At 45.6% G+C, this 17066-nt stretch carries 15 protein-coding genes; 8 read left to right on the forward strand and 7 right to left on the reverse strand.

Annotated elements, in window-relative coordinates:
- Nucleotides 1-66 precede the first annotated feature (66 nt).
- Together HP552_RS29650 and HP552_RS29655 are read right to left on the reverse strand one after the other, a co-directional pair.
- Nucleotides 67-2328 (reverse strand): glycoside hydrolase family 3 N-terminal domain-containing protein, encoded by a 2262-nt coding sequence (locus HP552_RS29650; protein ID WP_175398937.1) that lies wholly within the window; start codon nucleotides 2326-2328, stop codon nucleotides 67-69.
- A gap of 239 nt (nucleotides 2329-2567) precedes the next feature.
- Nucleotides 2568-4259, reverse strand: a complete 1692-nt coding sequence (locus HP552_RS29655) for an ABC transporter substrate-binding protein (RefSeq protein WP_175398938.1) — start codon at nucleotides 4257-4259, stop codon at nucleotides 2568-2570.
- A gap of 218 nt (nucleotides 4260-4477) precedes the next feature.
- Between HP552_RS29655 and HP552_RS29660 the strand changes: the two genes are divergently transcribed.
- On the forward strand, nucleotides 4478-5347 hold the full coding sequence (locus HP552_RS29660; RefSeq protein ID WP_175398939.1) for an AraC family transcriptional regulator: 870 nt from the start codon (nucleotides 4478-4480) through the stop codon (nucleotides 5345-5347).
- A 144-nt stretch (nucleotides 5348-5491) separates the two neighbouring features.
- Here HP552_RS29660 and HP552_RS29665 read toward each other — a convergent pair whose 3' ends face one another.
- The 3 genes from HP552_RS29665 to HP552_RS29675 all read right to left on the reverse strand — a co-directional run bounded on the left by HP552_RS29665 (nucleotide 5492) and on the right by HP552_RS29675 (nucleotide 9241).
- Entirely contained in the window at nucleotides 5492-6760 is a 1269-nt protein-coding gene (locus HP552_RS29665) for a cytosine deaminase (protein ID WP_175398940.1), read from the reverse strand.
- Entirely contained in the window at nucleotides 6729-8006 is a 1278-nt protein-coding gene (codB, locus tag HP552_RS29670) for a cytosine permease (RefSeq protein ID WP_175398941.1), read from the reverse strand. Before codB ends, HP552_RS29665 begins: the two co-directional genes overlap by 32 nt.
- Before the next feature lie 335 nt (nucleotides 8007-8341).
- Nucleotides 8342-9241 (reverse strand): LysR family transcriptional regulator, encoded by a 900-nt coding sequence (locus HP552_RS29675; protein WP_175398942.1) that lies wholly within the window; start codon nucleotides 9239-9241, stop codon nucleotides 8342-8344.
- 145 nt (nucleotides 9242-9386) lie between these two features.
- Between HP552_RS29675 and HP552_RS29680 the strand changes: the two genes are divergently transcribed.
- The 5 genes from HP552_RS29680 to HP552_RS29700 all read left to right on the forward strand — a co-directional run bounded on the left by HP552_RS29680 (nucleotide 9387) and on the right by HP552_RS29700 (nucleotide 13571).
- Nucleotides 9387-10406, forward strand: coding sequence for an alpha/beta fold hydrolase (locus HP552_RS29680; RefSeq protein ID WP_175398943.1), 1020 nt, complete (start codon nucleotides 9387-9389; stop codon nucleotides 10404-10406).
- 415 nt (nucleotides 10407-10821) lie between these two features.
- Nucleotides 10822-11151, forward strand: a complete 330-nt coding sequence (locus HP552_RS29685) for a PadR family transcriptional regulator (RefSeq protein ID WP_175398944.1) — start codon at nucleotides 10822-10824, stop codon at nucleotides 11149-11151.
- 14 nt (nucleotides 11152-11165) lie between these two features.
- A complete protein-coding gene (locus HP552_RS29690) occupies nucleotides 11166-12029 on the forward strand; it encodes a pentapeptide repeat-containing protein (RefSeq protein ID WP_175398945.1) in 864 nt (287 codons plus the stop codon).
- Nucleotides 12030-12041: 12 nt separating this feature from the next.
- On the forward strand, nucleotides 12042-12803 hold the full coding sequence (locus HP552_RS29695; RefSeq protein WP_175398946.1) for an ABC transporter ATP-binding protein: 762 nt from the start codon (nucleotides 12042-12044) through the stop codon (nucleotides 12801-12803).
- Complete coding sequence (locus HP552_RS29700) at nucleotides 12804-13571, forward strand: ABC transporter permease (RefSeq protein ID WP_175398947.1); 768 nt, start codon at nucleotides 12804-12806, stop codon at nucleotides 13569-13571.
- Between the two features lie 458 nt (nucleotides 13572-14029).
- On the opposite strand, the gene HP552_RS29705 is transcribed toward HP552_RS29700, so the two are convergent.
- Nucleotides 14030-14620, reverse strand: a complete 591-nt coding sequence (locus HP552_RS29705) for a GNAT family N-acetyltransferase (protein WP_175398948.1) — start codon at nucleotides 14618-14620, stop codon at nucleotides 14030-14032.
- A 250-nt stretch (nucleotides 14621-14870) separates the two neighbouring features.
- On the opposite strand from HP552_RS29705, the gene HP552_RS29710 reads away from it, so the two are divergent.
- Together HP552_RS29710 and HP552_RS29715 are read left to right on the forward strand one after the other, a co-directional pair.
- Nucleotides 14871-15386, forward strand: a complete 516-nt coding sequence (locus tag HP552_RS29710; RefSeq protein WP_175398949.1) for a DUF2243 domain-containing protein — start codon at nucleotides 14871-14873, stop codon at nucleotides 15384-15386.
- Entirely contained in the window at nucleotides 15376-16191 is an 816-nt protein-coding gene (locus HP552_RS29715; RefSeq protein WP_175398950.1) for a cytochrome c oxidase assembly protein, read from the forward strand. Before HP552_RS29710 ends, HP552_RS29715 begins: the two co-directional genes overlap by 11 nt.
- Nucleotides 16192-16697: 506 nt before the next feature.
- Here HP552_RS29715 and HP552_RS29720 read toward each other — a convergent pair.
- Nucleotides 16698-16904, reverse strand: a complete 207-nt coding sequence (locus HP552_RS29720; RefSeq protein WP_246311108.1) for a DUF8580 domain-containing lipoprotein — start codon at nucleotides 16902-16904, stop codon at nucleotides 16698-16700.
- Between the last annotated feature and the right edge of the window lie 162 nt (nucleotides 16905-17066).

Raw genomic sequence — 17066 nt, forward strand, 5'->3', positions numbered from 1 at the left:
CTAAAATAGCGACTTTCAATGGGGCTCTTCATCAACCTCTGAGGCTGAGCCTCTCCATTTTTGCTGTCAAGGCGTTTTCACTGGCAGCTTGCCACCTGGTTTCTGTTGGCCAAGCAGCACGTTGATCCCCGCTTTTGTATTTGGCTCCTGCTTTCCGTATACGGCAAGTCCCGAGCGCACATTATTCAAATAAATTGTCTCGTATGGGTTGCCCAGCGACAACAGCGTGTATCGTTGATTCCTCCTGTTCATCGCATCGATTAAGGTTTGATAATCGGACCATCCGAACTGACTGGCTACGTTACGGAACTGGTACGAAGCCAGGATGACGTAATCCGCCTTGCCTATCGCCTGAAGGGCTTCATTCGTTTTCCCCTGGCTCACCACAGCAATTTCCGTCTCTAGCGATAGACTGTTTGCGGCTTGCAGCAGCTGCTTCTCGAGCTGCTTCGCCTGATCCTCTTCTGTTGCGACAATAACAACCTGATCGCCTTGCCGAATTAGGTCCGGTTGCTCACCTTCGCGGCTGGCCAATAATGTAACTGCTCGTTCTGCGATTTCACGTTCTACGGTGCGATGCTCCTTCGATCCGATGATATCGTTAAGTCTGGCTAGCTTATAGGTAAGGGTTTCGCTGCGTTCAAACAGTCCATACTTCGCTTTCAATTCCAGAATTCGCTTCACGGAAGCATGAATGGTTTCGGTTGGGATATTGCCGCTATTCACCGCATTCACCAGCGTTTGATGTGCAGCTGCCGAATCTTGCGGCATAAGAATGATATCAACACCAGCGGAGACAGCACGTTCCACCGCTTGATTCTCCCCAAAATGCTCTGCGATTGCGTCCATGGTAAAAGCGTCCGAAACGATGAGACCTTCATACCCCAGCTCCTCCCGAAGCAGTCCGGTCAGTACCTTTTTGGATAACGTGGCAGGGATCGGCGCGCTAGTCCCGTCTTTGAGTGAAGTGACATACTCGTTATCTATTGCAGGGAAAGCAATATGTGCGGTCATGATCATCTCTACCCCGTTCTCAATCGCAGCCCGAAACGGTTTCAGTTCTACTGTATCGAGCCGCTCACGGTTATGTGGCAGCACCGGCATTCCGAGATGGGAATCTACTGTCGTATCGCCATGCCCCGGAAAATGCTTGACTGCCGCAATCACCTCTGATTTCTGTAGTCCCGTTATCGCTGCGAGACCAAGCCGTGTCACCAAATCCGCATCCGAGCCAAACGACCGCATGCCGATGATCGGATTGTCAGGATTGCTGTTAATGTCAAGCACTGGTGCAAAATTGACTTGCACCCCCAGTGCCTTCAACTCCTCCCCTGTCAACTGTCCGGCCGCTTCGGCCAGCGCTGTGTCTCCGGTTGCACCAAGCGCCATTTGCCCCGGCAGATTCGTCCCGCCTGGGATTCGCTTAATAACGCCTCCTTCTTGGTCGATGCTAAGAAACATAGGAATGTCTCCTGCTTCCTTTTGGATATTGTGTGTGAACGTTGTGACCTGCCTAACATCTACAATATTTTTGTCGAATAGAATAAGTCCGCCCAAATCCTGATCGTGAATACTTCGTTTCAGCCCTTCATTAACAGTGGTTGTCACTTTACCGTTCCATTGCCTAATATCAGGCATGAGCATTTGGCCGACTTGCTCACTTACGGTCATATAGGATATCAGCTTGTCCCAATCTTGCGTTTGAATAGCTGCTTCGCGTTCAAACCGAATCACTCGCGCCATGAATACAGCATATTCCGCTCGTGTGACAGATCGATTCGGACGATAGGTGCCATCTGAATATCCGCCAACCAAACCGTTTGAACTCAAGATGAGAATAGGCGCTCTTGCCCAATGCTTTTCCGTATCTGTCAAACTTACGGATTGCTTGCCTTCCACGAGTGGATATGCACGTGTAAGGAATGCCGCAGTCTCTGCGCGACTAATTGGAGCATCCGGATGGAAGGTGCCGTTAGGAAATCCGCTGGCAAGTCCATGTTTAGCCGCTATGGCGATTTCGCGATAAAACGGATGTGTTGTCGGAACATCCGAATATGCCGTGCCTTGCACTGCTTTCTGAAGCTCTTGCGGATATAGCTCCCGCACCATAAAAGTGACCGCTTGTGCACGTGTGACCAGCCCCTCGGGCTTAAATATCCCATTGCCATAGCCAGCCACTGTTCCCCGTTCCGACATATATGCAATGCCATCTTCTGCCCACTTGGAATGCTGCAGATCGACAAACTGTGCTTCCGCTGCAGCACTGCCTGCCCATACGAGCATAGAACCGAGAACAGCACCGATCATTGTCATTAGTTTTACTTGCATCTGTTTCACCCCTGCTGATGTCTATATGATGAATAGACGCTTCTCATATACAATTTGTTGCGTTTATGGTGCCAGCTGGCGTGTCCCCCATTCGCCATAGCACAAATCAATTTCAATTATCCCACTTGCGCGAAGACTATCCTCTCAAAGCAAAAAAGCCGCTAAACAGCGACTTTTAGTAACCCTATTGTTTTCCTTTTCGGTGATCGGTTGCTCTAGGTTGTATTTAATACCCAATCTCATTCTATATTTTTACCCGTCCACAACCTGACACGATCTTTGATCCATTCTGTATATTGTTTCTCCATGGCTACTGCTCCTGCATCATCAATTTCCTTGATCATATTGTCATAAATGGAATCAAAGGCGTCCGGAGAGGCGGTGATTGCTTCAGCGATCCGTTTCTGGATAATATCCTGCGTTTTTTGATATACGACATTGTAATCCCCGCTATCTGAAGGAATCGGCATATTGTAAGCCGCACCCCACTCTTTTACAGGGAATTCTTCCTCGGAAGGAAACAAATCTTTCCAGGTCGTGATGCCATAACTTTGAAGAGCTTCTTTTTCCACCTCGGAATAATTCTGTTGAATCTGTTCAGGATAATTGGTCGTGAAGTAATTGTCCGTCGAATCTTTGACACCATCACCGTAATGAGCGCCAAAAATATAGTACAGCCCTATGCCCGTTTCTTTGGTGAATGTGTTGTTGTCCTTATTTTTCCGCTCCTGAACATCTGTCGGAATCGTGCGCTTTCCATCTTCCACAACGTAGTGCTCGCCTTCAATGCCCCAGTTTCTTAAAATTTGCCCTTCTTCGGAAGACATCCAATCCAAGAATTTAATGGCTCGAACAGGATCTTCGCAGTCAACTGTAATGCCGATGCCATAACCGTCAAAACCGATATCCTGGAAGTCTTTTCGTTTAAAGGTTTCGTCCAGCGTCACTGGATAATATCCGTATGTCATATCGTCCTTGCCCGCGCTTTTCAGTGCATTTTCCGCGTCACTATAGCCCCAGTTTGGATCCAGCAGCGATAGTACACGACCGCTGGCAATTTTGGACTTATACTGATCATCCTTCTGAACAAAGCTGTCTTTATCCAGTAGACCTTCATTGAACATCTTGTTCAGCCAACGGAAATACTCCTTCTCCTCAGGCCGTTTATAATGCAAAATGGCCTCGTAAGTGTCCGGGTTGATATAATACTCGCCATCCCCGGGGCCACCGGTTGCCATAGCGGCAGGATCGGTTACGGTGATCATTCGTCGCCACCCGTCTGCGCTTAGTGTTAACGGGATCGTTGGTTGTCCATCTTCTGTTGTGGGATGTTTCTCGTAATATTGTTTCAACACCTTTTCGAAATCGTTTAAGGTTTTGATCTCCGGATACCCCAGTTCCTTGACTACGCGATGCTGAATGGCTGCGCCATTGTTAGCATCAAAACTGATTTGGTCAATGGCACCATTGGTCGGTATCCAATAAATTGAAGGATCGTCGTTGCTATATTTTAAACGATTGAAATGCTCTCCATAAATTTTTTTCAGATTCGGTGCGTGCTCTTCGATTAATTCCGTCAAATCAATCATGGCCCCAGCATCAACGAGTCTTGTTAAGTTTCCTTTGGGGAAAATCAAATCCGGATAATCACCACTGGCAGCCATAAGCGAGATGCGGTCGTTCCCTCCACCGCTTGAAATATCGTACTCCGCATCAATGGTTACACCTGTTTTTTCAGAGATTTTTTGGCCTACCTCATCCTGCATCTTGTTCCAATTTGGACTTGCGTCAGCTCCGAAGAAGGTAAATGTGATCGGACCATTAGAATTACTGTTGTTCGTACTGGAATTGTCTGTCGAATCTCCGCATCCAGAAATAATCATTATACTTGTCAAAAGGCATGCTCCAAACGTTTTTGAGACATTTCTCATTCTATTCTGCCCCCTATAATTATTCAGTGTTTTCAAATCGGGAATGCGCTTTCAAGATGTTTGAAACAGAGTCATCTTCAAAAATGATCCTCCTTTGTTGGCTGTATCTTGTTTTCTCACACTTATACTAGTATGGAAATGAAAACCCAAACCTTGATTTTTAAGACATCATTATAGGATGATATAGACATGAATTCAGTGGTTGAGGTGGGGATATATTGAAAAAGATTCCTTTGCGATGGTTTACCCGTGACGAAGAATTTCCGTTTTTCATACAATACGGAGGTCATTCTGAAGACTTTTATTTACATAAACATATGGATTTCGCTGAACTTGTCGTTGTTCTTCATGGACATGCAACCCATATCGTAGATGATGAAGTTTCATTCATTAAAAAAGGTCATGTATTTGTTATCAGTGGTGAAACGAGCCATGCCTATAAAGAGCCTTGTGATTTTAAAATATGCAATATCATGTTTAGACCTGAAATATTACAGCACCATCTCGGATCTGATTTACTTACTTTTGACGGCTACCACTCGATGTTTGTTTTGGAACCGTTTTATCGAAATTCCCCTTCGGAAAAAAGTCAAATGGTTATGTCGTTAAACGACTTCGATTACATCGAATCGTTTATAGCCGACATGATCAATGAATATCATTTGAAGCAGCCCGCCTACCAAACTCTGTTGACTTCAAAACTAACCGAATTGATAGTCTATTTATCGAGATACCACCAATCGAATGGAAAGTCATCCGATGGCCAATTCATGCATTTGGCTGCAGCAATATCATATATTGAAGACCATTTTCTGGAACAGATTACACTGGAGGAAATTGCTTCACACTGCAATATATCTATCAGGCATCTGAATAGAATTTTCAAATCTTTTTACCAGACGTCCCCAATGGCTTACCTCAAACGTTTGCGCTTGGAGAGAGCTTGTCAACTCTTGAGATTAACCGATCTGTCCATTACGCAGGTCTCCTACCAATCTGGGTTCAATGACAGCAATTACTTTGCGAGACAATTCAGGAAGACGTATAAGATGTCACCTAAGCTGTTCAGACAGAGTGAGTTAACATAAGGACTTCATTGCAAACAATCAAAAATCCCCTCTTGATTTCAGGAAGATTGCACGATGTTGCGCTCTCTTGTTGCCCTGTCCACCATGAGGGGATTTATTGGCTAAGACGCAGGCTCTGCTTGATGCATAGCACGCCTCATTTAATTATTTATTAAAAGTGACCTTCTCCAAACCGCCATCAAGAATGATCGACGTCTCCCGCGGCTTCGACTCTGCGATTTTGCGGCCGCCTCTGAACGAATATAGTACTCCAGCCTGTTTGCGAATGGCCTCATACTCGTTCTCTGCTTCAAGAACGATGAAGTTGGCCGGCTTCCCTTCTTCAATGCCGTACACATCCTCAATGTGCAACGTTCTTGCGCTGTTCTTTGTAATGAGATCAATCGAATTCACGATTTGATCGTAACCGAGCAATTGGGAAGCATGGATACCCATGTGCAGCACCTGAAGCATATTGCCCGTACCTAGCGGATACCATGGATCGAAGATGTCATCGTGACCGAAGCATACGTTAAGACCTGCTTCCTGCAGCTCTTTGACGCGGGTCAGCCCTCTTCTTTTCGGATACGTGTCGAAGCGCCCTTGCAGGTGGATGTTGACCAGAGGATTGGAGACAAAATTCAGGTCAGCCATCTTCAACAATCTGAACAATTTGTACGTATATGCGTCATTGTATGACCCCATCGCCGTCGTATGGCTTGCCGTTGTACGGGAACCCAGTCCGCGTTCGTAAGCCTCCTTGGCAACGACTTCCACGAAACGGGATTGCTCGTCATCGATCTCGTCACAATGGATGTCGATGAGACGGTCGTATTTTTCGGCAAGGTCAAACGCAACCTTCATCGAATCCACACCATATTCTCTCGTGAATTCGAAGTGCGGAATGCCGCCAACCACGTCAACGCCCATTTTCAGCGACTCTTCCAGCAATTCTGCGCCGTTCGGGTAGGAGTGAATGCCTTCCTGCGGGAAAGCGACCAGCTGGATGTCCATGTACGGTGCCATTTCTTCTTTCACTTCAAGCATCGCTTTAACTGCGGTCAAGGTTGGATCGGTAACGTCCACATGCGTCCGTACATGCTGGATCCCCTGAGCAAGCTGCCATTTCAGTGCTGTTTTGGAGCGCGTTTTGACGTCTTCATGCGTCAGGAATGCCTTGCGTTCCGACCAACGCTGGATGCCTTCGAACAGCGTTCCGCTCAAGTTCCATTCCGGCTCGCCCGCCGTCAACGTTGTATCGAGATGAATATGAGGTTCAATGAATGGCGGCAGTACAAGCATGCCGTTGACATCAATGACTTCCTCGTTTGCAGCTGCTTCCTGCGCTTGTGTGATCTGTCCGAACTTCCCGTCTTTCACGACGATATTCCATAGACCTTCTTTACCCCGCAATTTCGCGTTCTGTATAATCATTTATTTTCCCCTTTTCTTTGGATTGTTTGGCAGATACGATCAGCATCAACGCGATGTAAGCCACCGCCGTACCGATCAGTGCGTTTAATGGTGTTACTCCTGGGGCCAGCTGAGCGAACGCAACGCCGATGGCCCAAGCTACCATCGCTATCCAGTTTACCTTCTTGAAAGTCATGTCGGCAAACGGTTTATAATTTCTGCGCTTCACGAAAAAGTAGTCCGCGATGATAATCGCCCCGATGGACGGTACCGCCGCGCCAAGCACATTCAGAAAACCAACGAAGTTGTTGTACATCCACATGGCGAATATGGTACCCACGGTACCGTTTACGATAACAATGAGCTTTTTCGAAATTTTAGTAATGTTGGCAAAACCGAGCCCGGAGGCGTATAAGGCATTGTCGTTTGTCGTCCAGATATTCAACCCCAGAACGATGATCGCTGGAATGATCAAACCTTGCAGGAACATGACCTCTGAGATGTCTGCCAGGTTATACGCCATTGCGCCTACAGCGCCGAACAGGAACATGAGTGAGTTACCCAGGAAAAAGGCAATAACCGTTGCGGTAACTGCCTGCCGGGACGTCTGGGAAAACCGGGCAAAATCGGGTGTCAGCGTACCGCCGCTAATGAATGAACCTATACAAATCGTTAATGCCGCTGCCGCAGTCAGTGTCTGTGTGGGTGTATAATCGAGCAGTCCTTGCAAACCGCCAAGCGTGTCTGCGCCTTCTAGCATGGAGTAACCGCCGAGAATCGCAATTGCAGGGACCGCAATATAGCCCAGAATGACAAGTGACTTCATACCGAAGATGGCTGTTGCCGTCATGGCGAGACCAAACAGGAGAATCAACAGATACACATTCCAATCCATCGCTTTTGCAACCGGGATTGCGAACATGGCCACTCCAACGCCAAACCATCCGACCTGCGTGAAGCCGAGCAGGAACGATGGCAAGTATGACCCTTTCTCACCGAACGAATATTTGGCCAGCAAATGCGTGGACAGTCCCGTTTTGGCAGCGATATGTGCCAGCGCTCCCGTATAAATACCAAGCACCAGATTGCCCGCCAGTACAATCCCAATAAACTCCATGAACGTCAAGCTGACTCCCAAGGTCCCTCCTGCCAGCATGCTTGCCGAAAAGAAGGTGAATCCGAGCATCACGGATAACGTCTTCCAAAATTGGTTTCTCTGCGTTTTTGGCACCTCTTGCCACGAAAACTCTTGATCTTGTTTGCTCATCAGAATACCTCCAACTTAAAGTGTCCTGATACCAAGAAAGCAGAAAAAAGAGGCTACTCGTCAAGTCTCACTGACAAGTAGCCTCTTTTTTGCATCATAACCCGCGCGAAGACGCGGAGCATCCCCAGACGGAATATGCCCTGTTCCACGCGTGATTATAAAAATCCGCTGCCCTTGCCAGCCTCTCTGGACTGAATTAAAGGTACCAGTATTCAATTACATTCTATTATTTTGAAAAAGCCCGCAGTTGTCAATGTCATTATTATCCATTGGTTATAAATCAGCTATGCGAACGTTGTCAGCCCGCGGATTAATCTATAAAAAAAATTATAAATTTAGTTCTCCTCCTCTACTGCCATAACCTCTCTTGCTGCTTCTATGAACGATAACAGGATTGGTGAAAGCCACTTGTCTTTGTGCCATAGCATCTGTGTATATACATGCAAGTCAGGTATTTGCCATGGAAGAGCAACAAGATCGCCCCGTTGAACTTCAGCTTCGGCTGTTATTTCAGGAAGAAAAGCAATACCGATTCCCGCTATTGCACATTGTTTAATGGCTTCGGCATTTTGAAACTCCAAATATGTAATACTATCAATGCCCTTTTGCTCAAATGCCCGGTCAAACATGGTTCGATAGGTGCAGCCCTTTTCATTGGTCAGGAAAACTTCACCGTGAAAATCCTCCAGCTGTAGTGCAGTTCGTTTCGCAAGTGGATGGTCCGGAGTGGCATAAAAGCGGAATGTTTCTTCCAGCATCGGTTCCACTGCAAGTCCCGTTGAGCGAATGGGCTCGTCCAACATAAAAACAACATCCGCCGTTCCTTCAAAAAGCGTTTCCTTGAGCTGCTGATTGGGAACAGACCGAAAGATAAGTCGAACTCCGGGATGACGCGAACGAAATAGGTGAAAAACAACGGGAAGCCGATAAGCGCAAAGAACCTCGTTAGCACTGATCGTTAGGGTACCACTCAGCGTTTCATTGTCATGTATGTCGCTGCGAGCTTCATCCAGCTTGTCCAGAACGCTTTGGACATGAGTTAAAAAACGTTTACCCGCAGTTGTGAGAACGAGCTGTTTGCCAAGACGGTCAAAAAGACGAACACCAAGTTCGTCCTCCAATGCTTTGATTTGCATCGTCACGTTCGAGGGGACATAATTCAGCACTTCCGCAGCCCGAGTGAAATTCAATGTGGATGCCACCGTGCGGAACGTATTCAGTTGGCGTAATTCCATCGTACGATCTCCCTTTTACTATCAAAATTATTGAATGCAGATTTCAATTTCATTCACTTTATTTGAGGGTACCACAGGCCTATACTGACTACAAGAAATTACATTTTACCTGTGTGGTTTCTATTTTGAAGGGAGCGACAAAACAATGGACTATGAAATTTTTGATTTGGGTGACGTAACTTTGCAATCAGGTGTGACGTTGCCAAGCGCTTTTCTTGCGTATAAGACGTATGGAAGATTGAATGAAAAAAAAGATAACGTCATCATCTATCCAACGGCATTTGGTGACCAGCATGTTCAAAATGAATGGTTGATTGGAAACGGCATGGCACTGGATCCGGAGAAATATTTCATTATCGTTCCGAATCTGCTGGGGAACGGATTATCCTCCTCCCCCAGCAACACACCTCCACCATTTGACCGGGCTAATTTTCCAAGGGTAACCATCTATGACAACGTACAATTACAGTATCGGCTGGTGACTGAAAAATTCGGCATTCAAAAGATCGCTCTCGTCCTAGGATGGTCAATGGGAGGCATTCAAGCGTTCCAATGGGGAGCAAGTTATCCCGACATGGTGGAGCGAATTGCACCTATCGCCGGAGTTGCGAAGACTTGGCCTCATACCTTTGTGGTCATGGATGGAGTGAGCGCTCCACTTATGGCTGTCGCCCATTTCGATTCAAGTAAGCTAAACCAATTGACATCAGCAGACATGCGCGCTGTTGGCCGAGCCTATGCGGGATGGGGCTTTTCACAAGCATTTTACAGAGAGGAACTTTATCGCGAGCTGGGATATGATACAGTGACAGATTTTGTGGCAGGCTTCTGGGAAAATATCTTTATGACAATGGATCCGCATAATGTGCTGACCATGTTATGGACAGGCCAGTTTGCAGATATTAGTGCAAACCCCTCGTATAACGGGGATTTCGATAAGGCACTTCGAAGCATAAAAGCGCTTGCCTGCATCATGCCTGGAAGCACAGATCTCTTCTGTACAGCTGATGATAACGAATACGAGGCTAAGCTTATTCCCAATGCTGTATTTAGTCCGATCGAGTCGATCTGGGGCCACTTTGCCGGACGTGGGATCAACAGTGCTGACAATACATTTATAGTTGATAATCTAAAACGCTTGTTGGCGCTTAGTACAAAAGGATAAAGGATTGGAATGAAGTTTCGCCTGTTTCGGAGATCAAATGACCGCTCTTTGTGTACTCCAGTGCGCTACTCCGTATTCTTGTTCATATATCTCCTTAGGTTAGCTATTTCGCATCAGACCACTTCGATCATGAAGTGGTCTTTTTTTGCACCCGACGATATGTCGGCATATATGTGCTGCAGTTGACTCATTGCTTCCCCCATCGGAAGGAGCCTTCGGTGCATACTACTCTAAACTCCGTGCTCCGCAAGTTCCTCTTCTCCAAAATTGAATCCGCTTTTTAGTACGAAAACGGGAAAAATCCTTTTAGGTAACAGAAAAAATACGCCCAAATTTTCAATCAAGGTATTTTATTTATAATACTACCTTGACAGTCATAGTAGTGTGTCGTATTATACAGATGCGAGGTGATTACATGAGCCAGAACAAAATTACATCCGACCTACTGCGCGGCCATACCGATACGATGATATTACGGCTCTTATCCGAAGCTGACAGATATGGGTACGAGATTGTCAAAATGATTGCCGAACGATCGGGCGGTGAGTACGAATTAAAAGAAGCCACAATGTACTCCAGCGTACGGCGACTTGAAGCGGAGGGCGATATCGAGTGGTATTGGGGCGATGAATCTCAAGGTGGACGCCGTAAATATTTCAGGATTACCGAAAAAGGTAAGGCAACGTATGCTAGCAACAAAGACAACTGGGAGTACGCCAAGCGTGTTCTTGAAAACTTATTATGAGGAGTGTTGAGGTTATGAATGAGAAGTTAACCCAGTATTTGAATGGCGTTTTTGCACCGTACGATGAGGTGAAAAGCGTCACCGAATTGAAAGCAGACCTTCACTCCGATTTGCAGGAGAGGTTCCGTGATCTTAAAGCTGAGGGCAAGGATGATGAAACTGCTTTTGAGATGACCATTGAGAGCATCGGCGATATTGAGCAAACGGTACAGGAGGTCGCCAACCTCTCCCGCTCTCTGGAACGGCAGGTGGTGACGAACTTTAACGCGAGTAACCTGCCAACGAGCGACTTTGCTGGTGTTGTCGCCCATAAAGGACAATTTAAGTCCAGCGCGTTGCGAGGCTCTAATTTCACGAACGCGGACTTGACCGGCAGCTCATTTGCCAGCAGCGATGCAAGGGATGCCAAATTCGACGGTGCAAATCTGACGGACTGCAACCTATCCACCCTTGACCTAGGTAATGCGAGCTTCAATCGATCGATCCTTGTACGCACAATCTTCAGCAAGTCAGGACTGGATGGCGCAAAATTTACAGGTGTAAGACTGACCGACGTCACCTTCTCCTTGACCGACCTTAGAAAAACCATTTTCCAAAACTGTATCTTCGACGGCGTGGAGTTCAAATCTTCCGATCTGGGAGGGATGCGTTTTGACGGGCAAACTTTTATCGGCGTCAAGTTTGAAAAGACAGCACTGAACGAAGTTTCGTTTAAAAATGCGACTCTCAAGAACGTGTCTTTCCCGACGTCTTCATGGTCCAGAAAATATTACCGCATTATCAAAACCATCTGCTTTGACGGTGCGATGATGGATAAACTGACGTATGCCGCCCTTAAAGGCATGGATGCCAATTTGTCAAAAGTTACAGTTATCTAAGGAGGAGATCCTATGCAAAACAAGTCAATTCATGTGAATGGCCTGCAAAAATCCTTCAAGCAGCTGCAAGTCCTTAAGGGCGTAGATTTCGAGGTGGAAAAAGGAAGCATCTTCGCCCTGCTCGGCTCCAACGGTGCGGGCAAAACAACCGTTGTCAAAATTCTCACCACACTGCTCAAGAAAGATAGCGGTACTGCCACCGTAAACGGGTTCGATGTGGAAACCAAACCCGACAATGTGCGGCAGGCGATCAGTTTGACTGGGCAATTTGCCGCCGTAGACGAGATTTTAACCGGACGAGAAAATCTGGTCATGATTGCCAAACTTCGATACCTCCAAAATCCCCGTCAGGTTGCAGACGATTTGCTTACACGTTTTGGACTGACAGATGCCGCCGACCGCAGGGTGTCCACTTATTCTGGTGGCATGCGCCGCAGGCTCGACATTGCTTTGAGTCTAGTGGGAAAACCACAGATCATCTTCCTCGACGAGCCAACCACCGGACTTGACCCCGAGGCACGTATTGAGGTTTGGAAGATTGTGAAGGAGCTGTCGGCCGGAGGTACGACGGTATTCCTGACCACGCAGTATTTAGAAGAAGCGGAGCAGCTGGCCGATCGGATTGCCATTCTGCATGAGGGAAGAATTATCGCCAGCGGCACCCTCTCGGATCTTAAAAAGCTGATTCCGACTGCAAAGGTGGAGTATGTCGAAAAACAGCCCACATTGGAAGATATATTCCTCGCCATCATCGGCAAAAAGGAGGCTAACTAAATGGAAACGGTGAAAAAACACTTTTTTAGCGATATGAGCGTCATGCTTGGACGTTCCATGCGGCATATTTTCCGCAGTATGGACACCATTATTACAGTCACCATTATGCCCATCGCGTTTATGCTGCTCTTCGTTTATGTGTTTGGTGGAGCCATTCAAACCGGAACCGATAATTATGTAAATTATCTACTGCCCGGTATACTATTAATCGCTATTGCTAGCGGTATATCCTACACGTCTTACCGTCTGTTCATTGATGTGCAGCGGGGCATATTCGAACGGTTTCACTCCATGCCGATTTCACGTTCTACCTTATTATGGGGCCATGTGCTGACCTCTCTGTTATCCAACTTTTTGTCGGTTATAGTCATCATTCTCGTAGCGCTCGTTATGGGCTTTCGTTCACCGGCAGGGATACTGTCATGGCTTGGGATAGCTGGCATACTCACTCTGTTTACGTTGGCATTAACCTGGGTCGCAGCGATTGCCGGACTGTCCGCCAAATCTGTGGATGGCGCAAGCGCCTTCTCCTACCCGATTATATTCCTCCCTTTTATCAGTTCTGCGTTTGTACCCACCGAGTCGATGCCTTCGGTCGTTCGCGCCTTTGCTGAAAACCAGCCGGTAACCTCGATCGTGGAAGCGATCCGTGCATTAATGTTGGGTCAGCCGGTAGGCAATGATATTTGGGTCGCACTTGCCTGGTGTGTCGGGATCTTGGTTATAGCATATATCTTCGCAATGAGAGTGTATAAAAAGCGGGTATAAGAAACCCTCAGCTTTCTGTTTTAACTGTCAACTGGCTCCCACTCTATAATAATTTCACCCTGCAATACACCTTCCTGTGATTACAATAATGAGTTAAGTATGTTTGACTGATTACACTCTAGAACCATTTATCCTTCCAAGTTCAAACCCACCTTTTACGTTACATTTATCCTGTGCTCTCGACTTGAGTAGGTCAGTGAAACCTGTTTATTCCGTTTGTTCCTCCTTCCTTCCCGTGTTTTAATCGAAACGTTAAAAACTGCACACTCAATGTAGATTTCATCTAACCATTGAGGTGCAGTTTTTACATTACTTATTCTTCTTGAATGATTTAATTATGTTTAGCTATACTCATATGTATTTAAGAACAATGTCCCTTCCCTGTCACTGACACCCGAACGGTACGCCCAAGCCATTAATCATTAGAATTGTTATTCGATCCTACTTTTCAAACGTGCTTAATTGTTGAGGCTTATCCAATCTGACTTGTGAAGCAGATAATGATTATACTTATCCTTCTCAATTTGAATCTCGTTAATGAAAACAAAATGATTTTTCTGAATGACCTTATTGGAAGGTTTGTTTTCTAGGAGCGCAATCGCATTTAACTGGGCAACTTCTGTGTTTTCAAATAAATACTGTATGACTCCTTGGACAGCTTGAGACGCATAACCTTTATTCCGATGATCTTTCGAGATGGCATACATGACCTCTCTATTCGGTTCCGGAAGCTCGTCCTTGATCCCTGAACAACACCATCCAATGAATTCACCAGTCCCCTTTAGTACAATCCCTAATCTTAAAATAAGATCCTCAATATCATTGCCTTCTTGTACTCGCTGAATGAATTCATTGTTAGTTGGAATTTCGTAATTCATCAGCCAGTCTTGGCGAACTTCCTGTTGAACATTCCACCCTGGCAAAAAACCGTGAATTTCCGGCTGCCATGTGATTTCCTGCATACGCTCAAGATCGGACAAACGATACTCGCGAAGAATAATATCTTCACATTCAATGAGAATGCTATAGTTGGTGTTTTTGGATACCATGTAAATCCTCCTTTGAACTCCCTCCATTAAAACACCTTATTATAAAACAAAGTTTAGCAAGAATTCAAATAAATTGGAATGCATAATTATCAAATATATGATTTTATTTCCATAAGTACACATTAGCGGGTTAAATCAACCCTTTTATGTACTCTTAAGAACTGCTTTCTTTAATCCTGAGTACAATCCATTTATGTGGGTATATTGGATAATAAAGTAATGTTTTTTTTATAGTGGAGGTGAAGTAAACATGGGGATTAAAACGGAAGGTAAACATCAAAACTCCAATGTCATGAATCGCTTCGTTTATGCTAACCGAAATCTATGGTCCGGGATTCTGTTCGGGATTGGTTTTGTTGCGTTTATTGATGAGACCGTTTTCCATCAACTGCTGCGTTGGCATCATTTTTATGACAAGTCGACAACAGATGTTGGTCTGATATCAGATGGTCTGTTTCACGCTTTTAGTTGGTTTGCGACGATCGGAGGGTTATTCATGTTTGCTGATCTTCGAAGACGAAACGCAATATGGCTCACGAGATGGTGGGGTGGCCTTTTTCTTGGAGCGGGAAGCTTCCAATTGTACGATGGGCTCATCCAACACAAACTAATGAGAATTCATCAGATTCGTTATGTGGAAAATGTTATTTTCTACGATTCGATATGGAACATCTTAGCCGTTTTAATGATCCTGATAGGGCTCAGTCTTATTTATCGTACAAGAAGCAGACAACCATTAAGGAAGGGTAACTCATATGAACATTAGTACTCACATTCATCACAACCATGGAACTGAGCTGGAACCTATGGCGTGGATTGTACCTCAAGTGATTCTAGCCCTACCATTTGCATTCGCGTTTGGTATGTATATCCTTGCTGCATTCCGTTCCAATCGTACCAAGCCCTGGCCCATTTACCGGACGGTTTGTTGGTCGCTTGGTGTGCTTTTTACAGTTATTGCCGTGGCTGGACCCCTGGCTAATCTTGGACATACTGATTTTGTTGCGCACATGCTCAGTCATTTACTTTTGGGTATGCTGGCACCATTGCTTCTGGTACTTGCGGCTCCGATGACTCTACTGCTGAAATCACTAAGCGTACCTGCAGCCAGATCTCTTACACGTATTCTGAGAAGCTGGCCGTCCCGGATATTGATTCACCCTATTGTTACGTCACTCCTTAATATAGGGGGACTTTGGCTGTTATACACCACGAACTTATACTCGATCATGCATGAAAATACCCTTCTGTTTCTTATCATTCATTTCCATATATTCGCAGCAGGTTATTTGTTCACGGTGTCCATCATTTACATTGATCCTGCACCCCACCGATTCTCTTTTTTGTACCGTTCAATGGTACTCATGTTTTCTTTGGCAGGTCATGGCGTTTTATCGAAGATGATTTATGCCTCCCCTCCTATCGGCGTACCTTTGGATCAAGCCAAGCTCGGAGGCATGCTCATGTACTATGGTGGAGATGCCGTTGATATGGTGATTATCTTCATAATATGTTTGCATTGGTTTAGAGCAACTCGTCCTCGAACTGGCCTGACCATGAGCTGGAAATAAGTATTTTAAAATGCTATATCATTATCTTGTCATAACAGGAGTCAACAAAAACAGCCATGCTCTATCTTCCAAACCTGGAAGGAATACAAGGGGACTTTTGCTGCCCGTAAACCAACCATGCAATGTAAAGCAGAAATTAAAACTGATTTGCAATTCGTTCTCAGCGAAATCTATAGGAAATCTAAATGTTCTGTCTCTTTCCTATGTTATAATGAACCGAAATAATTCATGGATAATATTAGGAGGTTGTTATGTTTAGTAGTATTGGTATTCCAGGATTAATCATTCTGATCCTAGTTATTCTGTTACTTATATGGTTTGTCCGCAAATTGCTCCAATCATTACGGCAATGAGCACACATTCGTGTCATTGACTTGGGACAGAAACTTCATTCCTTAAAACAAAAAAAAACCGCGAAATAAAAGTTTTAACCCATAAAAAAACCTTCAATTTAACGACTTTTAAATGGGTATAACTTTACTTTAAATACTAAAAGAAATGCTAAGCTACCTCGCACTTTGTACGGTAGACAGGGGAACAAGAACAGGGCCTGCAAAATCCGAAGCCTGAAGGTACAGTTCCGCGGAACCAAGCGGATGTTCAACCAACTCCCCGCTATAATCGGACACCTCACCAAATTGACTCAACTCTTCCCTGCCCGATGTTTCCAACTGAGCCGGATCATAATCGGAAGGCAGCGGTTCTATGTCCACAACATAATCCGGATTGCTGGTTAGTGATAAGCGGCCCTCAGCGGAGTCTTGTTTCCGACAGCCGTCATCAGCTCAAAGCTCTCGGTCTCCGGGCGATTTGCTTCTACAGGTTGCTTCTGCTCCCGTTTAAACAACAAAAAACCTGAAGTTAGCTCTTCAGGT

It is taken from the genome of Paenibacillus xylanilyticus (genome assembly GCF_013359935.1).
Classification (GTDB): domain Bacteria; phylum Bacillota; class Bacilli; order Paenibacillales; family Paenibacillaceae; genus Paenibacillus; species Paenibacillus xylanilyticus.

What these genes read in the sequence shown, in the direction of transcription:
- HP552_RS29665 (WP_175398940.1), bottom strand. Translation starts at nt 6,760, where the DNA reads ATGATTATACAGAACGCGAAATTGCGGGGTAAAGAAGGTCTATGGAAT.
- HP552_RS29650 (WP_175398937.1), bottom strand. Translation starts at nt 2,328, where the DNA reads ATGCAAGTAAAACTAATGACAATGATCGGTGCTGTTCTCGGTTCTATG.
- codB (WP_175398941.1), bottom strand. Translation starts at nt 8,006, where the DNA reads ATGAGCAAACAAGATCAAGAGTTTTCGTGGCAAGAGGTGCCAAAAACG.
- HP552_RS29685 (WP_175398944.1), top strand. Translation starts at nt 10,822, where the DNA reads ATGAGCCAGAACAAAATTACATCCGACCTACTGCGCGGCCATACCGAT.
- HP552_RS29695 (WP_175398946.1), top strand. Translation starts at nt 12,042, where the DNA reads ATGCAAAACAAGTCAATTCATGTGAATGGCCTGCAAAAATCCTTCAAG.
- HP552_RS29705 (WP_175398948.1), bottom strand. Translation starts at nt 14,620, where the DNA reads ATGGTATCCAAAAACACCAACTATAGCATTCTCATTGAATGTGAAGAT.
- HP552_RS29655 (WP_175398938.1), bottom strand. Translation starts at nt 4,259, where the DNA reads ATGAGAAATGTCTCAAAAACGTTTGGAGCATGCCTTTTGACAAGTATA.
- HP552_RS29700 (WP_175398947.1), top strand. Translation starts at nt 12,804, where the DNA reads ATGGAAACGGTGAAAAAACACTTTTTTAGCGATATGAGCGTCATGCTT.
- HP552_RS29675 (WP_175398942.1), bottom strand. Translation starts at nt 9,241, where the DNA reads ATGGAATTACGCCAACTGAATACGTTCCGCACGGTGGCATCCACATTG.
- HP552_RS29690 (WP_175398945.1), top strand. Translation starts at nt 11,166, where the DNA reads ATGAATGAGAAGTTAACCCAGTATTTGAATGGCGTTTTTGCACCGTAC.
- HP552_RS29680 (WP_175398943.1), top strand. Translation starts at nt 9,387, where the DNA reads ATGGACTATGAAATTTTTGATTTGGGTGACGTAACTTTGCAATCAGGT.
- HP552_RS29710 (WP_175398949.1), top strand. Translation starts at nt 14,871, where the DNA reads ATGGGGATTAAAACGGAAGGTAAACATCAAAACTCCAATGTCATGAAT.
- HP552_RS29715 (WP_175398950.1), top strand. Translation starts at nt 15,376, where the DNA reads ATGAACATTAGTACTCACATTCATCACAACCATGGAACTGAGCTGGAA.